The organism is Aquabacterium sp. UBA2148 (assembly GCF_002328915.1).
GTDB classification, from domain to species: domain Bacteria; phylum Pseudomonadota; class Gammaproteobacteria; order Burkholderiales; family Burkholderiaceae_C; genus Aquabacterium; species Aquabacterium parvum.
Genome location: NZ_DCXA01000174.1, coordinates 1 through 7,198 on the forward strand (window position 1 = coordinate 1; position 7,198 = coordinate 7,198).

Genomic DNA, 7,198 nt, shown 5'->3' on the forward strand with positions numbered 1-7,198 from the left:
CCCGCCACGGCGCTGCCCTCGTCGAGCGTGATGACCGTCAGGTCGCGGCGGTTGGCCTTGCGCACGCCCGCCATGGTGATGCCCAGCTTCACGCCGGGAACGGGGTGCAGGTCAGAGGGGTTCGGGGCGGTCAGGTTGACGGGCATGGTGTGTGGCGCGTGGCGTGGCGCTTGTCGTGGGCGCCTGGGTGGCATGTGGGGCGGTGGGGCCCGCCCCGGCGGGGAGGCCCGATTGTGCAGCATCGTTGCGGGGGTGGCTGGGCGCAAGGCCCCGCCTCACATCGCTTTGAATCGGTGGGCGTACATGCGGCTGACTTCGAGCGTTTCGGCGCGGCCTCGGATGTGGATGCGCAGCTTGCCGCCGTCGCGGATGACGCGGTCGATGGCGGTGACGTTGACCACGGCGCTGCGGTGCACTTGCCAGAAGCGGTTGGCATCGAGCCGGGGCAGGAGTTCGCGCAGGGGCGTGCGGATGAGCAGTTCGCTGCTGCCGGCGCGGTCGGTGACCAGGCGCACGTATTTGTCGGCGGCCTCGAAGCAGAGGATGTCTTCGACCGGCACCATGACCAGCGTCTGCCCGGCTGCGACCTGGATGATGGTCAGGGGCTCGGGCCGGTGCAGCGTGGGGCGGCCCATGGCGCCGTCGGCATCCTCGCTCAGGTTGGGCAGGCCGGGGTGGTCAGCAGAAACGGGGGACTGCGTTTCGGCTTCGCCGCCACCTTGCTGGCGCCAGCTCAACTGAGCCTGCAGGCGGGTGACGGTGGTGCCCAGGCGGGCCGACTGAACCGGCTTGAGCACGTAGTCGACCGCGGCGTGTTCAAAGGCGGCCAGGGCGTAGTGGTCGTAAGCGGTGACGAAGACGATGAGCGGCAGGGGGCGGTCATCGGGCCAGCGTTCCAGGATCACGTCGGCGGCGTCCAGCCCGGTCACGTCGGGCATCTGGATGTCCAGGAAAAGGATGTCGGGCAGGCCTTCCAGCGCGGCGTCGATGGCGGCCTGGCCATCGGGGGCGGCGGGCAGCAGTTGCAACTCGGGCCACAGGCGTTGCAGCTTGCGGGCGAGCGCCTCGGCCAGCAGGGGTTCGTCTTCGGCGATGAGGGCCAGGGCGTTCATGGCGGTGGTGGGGCGTGTGGGCTCAGGGCAGGAAGCGAGAGGGACCGAACGGTGAGGGCTCTGGCGCAGGCGCGGGGGCCGGGGCATCGGTTTGCAGCGGCATGCGCACGGTCACGCGGGTGCCTTCGCCGCCGGGGCCGGGCACCATCTCCAGGCTGATGTCCTGGCCGTAGGCCGAGCGCAGGCGCTCGCGCACGCTTTGCAGGCCGAAGCCTGGGCCGCTGCTGGTGGCGTCCTCTTCAGACAGGGTGCGGCCGGTGTTGACGACATCGAGCAGCAGGTGTTGCCCCTGCTGTCGGGCGCGCACGGTGAGCTGGCCTTTGCCCCGGCTGGATTCGAGCCCGTGCTTGATGGCGTTCTCGACCAGGGGCTGCAGCAGCAAGGTGGGCACATGGATGCCGGCGAACTGGGGCGGCAGGTCCACTTCGATCTGCAGTCGAGGGCCCATGCGGATCTGCATCAGCGCGAGGTAGTCCTGCAGGCGGGCAAACTCGTCACGCAGGGGGTGGCTCAGGGCGCGGCTGCCTTGCAGGGTGGCACGCAGGAAGGTGATGAGGTGCTCGAGCATGGCCTGTGCGCGCGGCGGGTCGGCGTCGATCAGCGCGTGCAGGTTGGCCAGGGTGTTGAACATCATGTGCGGGTCGAGCTGGGCCCGCAGCAGTTGCAGCTGGCTCTCGACCGCCTGACGTTGTGCTGCCTCGGTGCGCACCTCGTTGGCGGCCAGTCGCACGCGCATGTAGTCCAGCGTGAAGGTCAGCAACGCGATGCTGCAGGTCATGACCATGGCCACGCCGAAGGGCAGGGTGTCGCCGATGTGGGCGCTGCCCGGCCAGGGCAGGCTCAGCACCGCGCGGGCCAGGAACACGCCGAAGCCCGCAGCGATCGGCATGCACACCAGCGCGCAGAGCAGGTGGGTTCGCCAGCGCACCAGGCCGTACACGCCGCTGTGCAGGTAGCGGTGACGCAGCTCGGGCTGCTGGCGCCAGACGTAGCGGGCTTCGGCGAGGAAGACGATGCCGGTCAGTGTCCAGGCCCAGTAGCCCAGGCTGATGGCGTAAGCCAGGAAGACGATGAGCGAGTGGCCCTCGTGCGGGCCGGGGGCGGCCACTTCCAGCGCCCACATGAACAGGGCAATCGCCACGCTCCAGGCCAGGTTGAACCAGCCTGTGCGCGGGATGGACCCGAGCGTGGTCGGATCGCTGGATGGGGCCTGGGTGGACATCCCCCGATTGTGTCAGCCGCGTGCGCTCAATGCAGCGTCGGCATGATCCAGCCCTTGAGCCAGCCCTGCAGCTCGGGGAACTCTCTGATGGCGAGTGGCCCGAAGGACACGAGGATCAGGCCCACCGTCATGACGGCGCAAGGCAGGATCCAGCGTTCGTAGCGGCGGTAGAAGGAGCGCTGGTGGGCGGCTTCTTCGTCGGAAGCTTCGATGAGTGCATCACCCACGGCTTGGCGAGCCAGCAGTTGGTTGAGCGCCACCGGCGGCATCAGGTAGCCGAGCTCGAAGGCCACCAGCACCATCATCCAGAAGTGAACGGGGTCGATGCCGCTTTTGTAGGCCAGCGGAGCCAGCGTGCCCGAGACCAGGAAGATGGCGCCCAGGGGCTCCATGAACATGCCCAGCACGACCAGGGCGGTGGCCATGAAGGCCATGGCCGTCCAGGCGCTGTCGAACACGTCGGGTGCGTAGTGGATGATGCCCGAGCGCTCGATCACACCACCTGCTGCTTGCGACAGCAGGATCAGGAAGAGGTAGCCACCCAGGTGCTCGACCGTCTCCATGGTGGAGACACGGATCGACGACTCGATGCCCTTTTCGCGGTGCATGGCGAAAGCCAGCTGGGTCGATTGCGGGCCGAAGCCACGGGCCTGCAGCAGTTTGTCGAACACGACGATGAGGATCATCATCACCGGCATGATGATCGGCGCGGTGATCTCGTTGAGCGGCGAGTTCAGCACCGTGGCGTAGAAGGCGCTGACCACGGCCACGACGGCCACATAGGGCAGCAGCGTCGGGATCTGGCGCAAGGTGGCGGGCAGGGCCTCGCTCACCGGGGCGATGTCGATGGTGTGCTTTTCACGGCGCAGTTGCGAGGCGATGAAGAACAGCGCGGACGTCAGGAAGAAGACGTACAGGCCCCAGTGGAAGAGCTCGTCGCTGGTGACTTCCTTGTTGACGGCCACGATGGCGATGACCAGCAGGCTGGGGCTGAGCACCACCCCCAGCGAGCCCGACATGGCGGTGGCGCCCAGGGCGTACTGGCTGCTGCCGCCCACGGCCCGGATCTCGTGATAGATGATGGCGCCAGCGGCCATCACGAAAGCACCCGAGCCGCCGGTGTAGGCCGTCGGGATGGCGGCGGCCAGCAGCACGAAAAAGGTCAGCGCTTCGGGCGAGAGCTTCCAGGGGCGCAGCAGGTTCATGAAGACATCGACCATGCGGCTTTGCTTGAACAGCATGCCGCACCAGATGAAGAGCGCGAGCTGCAGCGGCAGGTTCGGGAACTCCATCAGGGCGTTGGTGTAGATGGCCAGGCCCGAGGGGTGGTTGGCGCCGAAGAAGTAGTTGGCCGAGCTCAGCGTCATCAGGCCGGCGAGCGGCACGCACTTGAGCGCGTTCAGCCAGCTGCCTTCGCCAATGTGGTGGGCGTCGTTCGGGCGATGCGGGCGCACGGTCTGCCAGGCGCTCACGAGCGTCAGCGAGCCGAACAGCGCCATCCAGGCGAAGTGGATGTGCGGGTCTTCGACCTCCACGCCCGAGGCCACGGAGATCTGGTAGTAGCGGATGGCCGACCACATCGAGACCGACGAGGCCGCCAGCATGGTCCAGGCCTGGATCTTGAAGTCCCGGGGGAAACGGGGCGCGATCAGGCTGATGTGGTGGTAGCCCAGCGTGGTGGCCACGATGGTCACGCCCATGAGCAGCAGCAGGATCAGCGGGCGGTTTTCGGTGCCGAACTGGAACAGGCCGAAGAAGCTGGTCTCCAGGGTCCGGTAGGCGATGACGGTGGGCGTTAGGTGCGTGATGGCCTTCTGGTACAGCTCGTGACGGGCCTGGCATTGCTGCAGGGACACGAGCACGGCATGGCGGCGAGCCACCGGGTCGATGGCCGAGGCTTCGAACAGGTCGTCGAGCGCGTCGCCGGTGCTGCGTTGGTCTGCGGCGATCTGGCGGGCGACTTCGGCATCGACGTTCAGGCTCGGGTCGCAGGCGGGTTTTTCAGGGTCGGCGCGCAGCATGAAGTACTGCACCCCGTTGTCCTTGTCGCCGAACATGGACTCGCCCATGCGCAGCAGCTGCCCGTGCAGCATCTCGCCAGTGCCGATGACCAGCACGAGCAGCAGCAAGGTGATGGTGGGCAAGCCGACCAGCCATTCGCTCGGCTTGCGGCCGAACAGGCTGAACCTGGGTGGGGCGTGCAGGGTGGTTTCTGCTGACATGGTTTGTCTCCTGGTACCAGCGCAGGCCTCTGGCGGACCTCGTCGCTTTTTGTGTGGGTTTCCAGGCGCGACTCTAGGGACAAGGTCAAGCGCGAAACATTAGGGAAAGATGGATGGCGGGCTGGGCGGCGCGAAACGGCATCTGACGGGAGTGAATGGCAAGGCGCCAATGAGAAGGGCTCCCCGCAGGGAGCCCTTGTTGCATCGCGAAAGCGCCGGCGTGGGCGCAAAACGGGCGCGATCAGGCCAGTTTGCCGTGGCAGTTCTTGTACTTCTGGCCGCTGCCGCAGGGGCAGGGGTCGTTGCGACCGACCTTGGGGCCGTCGCGCACCACGGTCTCGACCTTGTGGCGTTGCTCGATGCCGATCTGGGCCAGGTCGACGATGTCGAACACCAGGGCTTCGATGGCCTCGTCCAGGTTCTTGAGCGGGTGGTCTTCGTTCAAGGCCTTGGTGATGGCCTGTTGGGCCTCGTCCTGCTCGGGCAGGTGGCGCCAGATGGAGTCGAGCAGGTCGGGCACGCCGGGCAGGGCCGCTTCTTCGAGCTGCGGGAAGTTGGCCAATGCCCATTCGAAGCCGGCGGCCCAGTAGCCCAGGCCTTCGAAGGCGGCTTCGCCCTTGGCGGGTTGGCCGTCTTCTTCTTCGATCATGGGGATGATCGGGTCGAACCAGCCTTCTTCGAGGATGCCGCGCAGGATCTCGTCCTTGCGGCGCGTGATCAGCGTCACCAGGCGGGTGTGCTGCTTCTCGCTCCAGCCTTCGATGCCGGGCTCGGGCATGCCCTCGGTGCCGAACACAGGCGAGAGCCACTGCTCGGGCTCGAGCTGCACAGGTTGCACCAGCACGCCGGCCAGGTAGCCGTCGAGGATGACCGCGTCAACGGTCTCGTAAGGGGCGGGCACAGCGGCCAGCAGCTCGTCGAGTTCGTTGATCTCGGAGTCGGTCAGGGGGGGCGTGGTCTTCATGGTGGCGTCGCGGTCGTGCACTCGAAAGTCGCATTGTGCCGGGAATGTGTGCCGGGAACGAAACCTGCGTGGCGCCCGGTGTCATGGGCTGGGCGCCATGAGGGCGCAGAAAGGGACTCGATCATGCTGGACACCTCCACCAAGTTCGCCCACACCAGGGCGGAAGACGCCGAGTGGCGCGGCGACGGGCTGCGAGACTTCTTCCTCTACAAGGACCTGGGCATCTCGGCGGCCACCAACGGCAAGGTGGTCGCGCACCTTGTCAAGGCCCACCACGCGCCGGAAAAGGGCACGGGCTGGCACCGTCATGAGGCGAACTTCCACATCGTCATCATGACCAAGGGCTGGGCCAGGTTCATGTACGAGGATCAGGAGACGCTGGTCAAGGCCGGTGACTGCGTGCACCAGCGCCCCGGCGTGCGCCACTTCCTGTTCGACTACTCGCCGGACATGGAGTACCTGGAGATCGTCAGCCCCGCCGATTTCACGTCCATCGACGTGGAGCCGGTCTGCGCGGTGCCAGCACCTTCGGGCTGCTGGCCGGAAGCGGCGGTTTCATCGCGCTGAGCCCGGGGCTGCGCGCTCAGAACTCCACGTCGAGCTCGTCGATGTCGATGGGCTCGGCCTTGGCGTCGCGCAGCCATTCCTTCATCTCGGGCTGGCCGAGCATGAGGTCCCGGTAAGCCGCGCAGACCTTGTCGAGCGGCACGTCGTAGGTGGCAAAGCGTGTGCACACGGGCGCGTACATGGCATCTGCCACGGTGCGGTGCGGGCCGAACAGGTAGGGTCCGCCGTAGGTGCTCAGGCATTCGCGCCAGATGTCGCAGATGCGGTCGATGTCGGCTTGCGCGCGCGACCACACCTTGAACTTGGGGAAGTGGTTGCGCAGGTTCATGGGCAGCGAAGAACGCAGGGCCGAGAAGCCCGAGTGCATCTCGCCGCTGATGGCGCGGCAGTGCGCGCGCGCGGCGCGGTCGGCCGGCAGCAGTTGCGCATCCGGGCACACCTCGTTGAGGTATTCGGCGATCGCCAGGGTGTCCCAGACGTGCGTGCCCGCGTGCACCAGGCTGGGCACGCGGATGGACGAGGCCAGCAGCAGGATCTCGGCGCGGGTGCTGGGGTCGTCGGGTGGCAGCACCTTTTCGTCAAAAGGCAGGCCCGAGAAGCGCGCCAGCAGCCACCCTCGCAACGACCACGAAGAGTAGTTCTTGCTGGTGATGGTCAACTCGGCGGTGGCGGCGGGTGCCGTTTTCATGGCCTTGGGCGCAGGGCTCTTCTTGGCGGCGGCCTTCTTGGCCGCAGAAGGGCGTGCGGGGGCCTGGGCTGTGGGGGCCATGATGTCTCCTCGTCGTGTGGAGGTGGGTGCGAGCAAAGCGCATGCCACCTGGGTGGGGCAGGCCTGGCCGAGGGGGGAAACACCGGGCGTCGAACACGGCGGACACCAAGGTGGCTCGCAACTTGCTCATTCACCCTCACCTGAACCAGCCGAGCACCACATGCTGTATGCCGCCTACGAAACCCAACACGCGATGCTTGGTCCCTGGCGTGCGGCAGCGCGGGGGCTGTCCGACTGGTTGCACCACGTGCTGCCGGACGGTCCGGCCGAATCGACTGCCCACGAGCTGATGTCCGGTGGCGCCATCGCGCGCAGCGTGGCCGCTGCCAGCGACGTGTTCGC

The 7,198-nt window shown here is 67.1% G+C and carries 7 protein-coding genes and 1 pseudogene; 2 read left to right on the forward strand and 6 right to left on the reverse strand.

All coding sequences use genetic code 11. The annotated features are described in order from the left end of the window. The 5 genes and pseudogenes from argJ to B2W70_RS09715 form a co-directional block, all read right to left on the reverse strand. Positions 1–146: pseudogene (gene argJ, locus B2W70_RS09695) on the reverse strand (bifunctional ornithine acetyltransferase/N-acetylglutamate synthase); the annotation flags it as partial. A 129-nt stretch (positions 147–275) separates the two neighbouring features. Beyond that, entirely contained in the window at positions 276–1,112 is an 837-nt protein-coding gene (locus B2W70_RS09700) for a LytR/AlgR family response regulator transcription factor (RefSeq protein WP_286745218.1), read from the reverse strand. Positions 1,113–1,134: 22 nt separating this feature from the next. Further along, entirely contained in the window at positions 1,135–2,334 is a 1,200-nt protein-coding gene (locus tag B2W70_RS09705; RefSeq protein WP_058088140.1) for a sensor histidine kinase, read from the reverse strand. Between the two features lie 26 nt (positions 2,335–2,360). Then, a complete protein-coding gene (locus B2W70_RS09710; protein ID WP_286745222.1) occupies positions 2,361–4,556 on the reverse strand; it encodes a TRAP transporter large permease subunit in 2,196 nt (731 codons plus the stop codon). A gap of 241 nt (positions 4,557–4,797) precedes the next feature. After that, complete coding sequence (locus B2W70_RS09715) at positions 4,798–5,520, reverse strand: UPF0149 family protein (protein WP_286745224.1); 723 nt, start codon at positions 5,518–5,520, stop codon at positions 4,798–4,800. Between the two features lie 123 nt (positions 5,521–5,643). Here B2W70_RS09715 and B2W70_RS09720 point away from each other — a divergent pair, with 123 nt between their 5' ends. Continuing rightward, positions 5,644–6,087: a cupin domain-containing protein gene (locus tag B2W70_RS09720; protein ID WP_286745226.1), complete on the forward strand. Its 444-nt coding sequence runs from the start codon at positions 5,644–5,646 to the stop codon at positions 6,085–6,087. A gap of 16 nt (positions 6,088–6,103) precedes the next feature. Here the strand turns inward: B2W70_RS09720 and B2W70_RS09725 are convergent, their stop codons facing one another. Beyond that, entirely contained in the window at positions 6,104–6,775 is a 672-nt protein-coding gene (locus tag B2W70_RS09725; protein WP_286745234.1) for a glutathione S-transferase family protein, read from the reverse strand. A gap of 241 nt (positions 6,776–7,016) precedes the next feature. Between B2W70_RS09725 and B2W70_RS09730 the strand changes: the two genes are divergently transcribed. Beyond that, positions 7,017–7,198, forward strand: a 182-nt coding sequence (locus B2W70_RS09730) for a hypothetical protein (protein ID WP_286745228.1), incomplete at its 3' end; no start/stop codon positions are given.